This is a genomic window from Clostridium lapidicellarium (assembly GCF_041224415.1).
Taxonomy (GTDB): domain Bacteria; phylum Bacillota; class Clostridia; order Clostridiales; family Clostridiaceae; genus Clostridium_B; species Clostridium_B lapidicellarium.
This window is the reverse complement of record NZ_JBGFFE010000061.1, coordinates 1-737: the sequence shown is the minus strand read 5'-3', so window position 1 is coordinate 737 and position 737 is coordinate 1. Positions and strand designations below refer to the sequence as shown.

At 42.2% G+C, this 737-nt stretch carries 1 protein-coding gene; it reads right to left on the bottom strand.

Features of this window, described 5'->3' with window-relative positions; genetic code table 11:
* The coding region (gene garR, locus AB8S09_RS15770; RefSeq protein ID WP_369869560.1) for a 2-hydroxy-3-oxopropionate reductase at positions 1-737 on the bottom strand (737 nt) is incomplete at its 5' end.

The window sequence follows — 737 nt, the reverse complement described above, 5'->3', positions numbered from 1 at the left end:
TTATTTTGTTACTTCAACCTTTGCCAGCTTCTCATAGAACTTTATGATAGCAGAGTGGTCACTCTGTCCTTCTCCATCAAGATGCAAATTCCTCAGTATTTCCAAAACCTGATTTGTAAGAAATAATGGTGCTCCCACACCCGCTCCTGTTTCAACTGCATTCGTAAGATCCTTTATGTGAAGGTCTATCTTGAATCCAGGTTTGAAATTCCTGTCAAGCACCATAGGTGCCTTTGCATCGAGTACCGTACTTCCTGCAAGTCCACCTTTTATGGCATTGTATATGAGTTCAGGTGATACCCCTGCTTTTGTTCCGAGCACAAATGCCTCCGACATAGCTGCTATATTGAGTGCAACTATAACCTGGTTTGCAAGTTTCGTTACATTTCCAGCTCCTATGCTTCCACAGAGCACAGCACTTGAACCCATCTTCAGGAGCAAGTCCTTATATTTTTCAAAAGTTTCTTTCTTTCCGCCTACCATTATGGATAAAGTTCCATCTATGGCTTTCGGTTCTCCTCCGCTTACCGGCGCGTCTATCATATCTACTCCTTTGCCCGCAAGCTTTTCAGCCACTTCTCTCGAAACAAGAGGTGCTATAGAACTCATGTCAATAAGTACAGAACCTTTTTTTATCCCTTCTGCAACACCATTCTCTCCAAAAACAACCTGCTTTACCTGGGGTGAATTTGGAAGCATTGTTATAATAACATCGGTTTTTGATGCAACATCCTTTG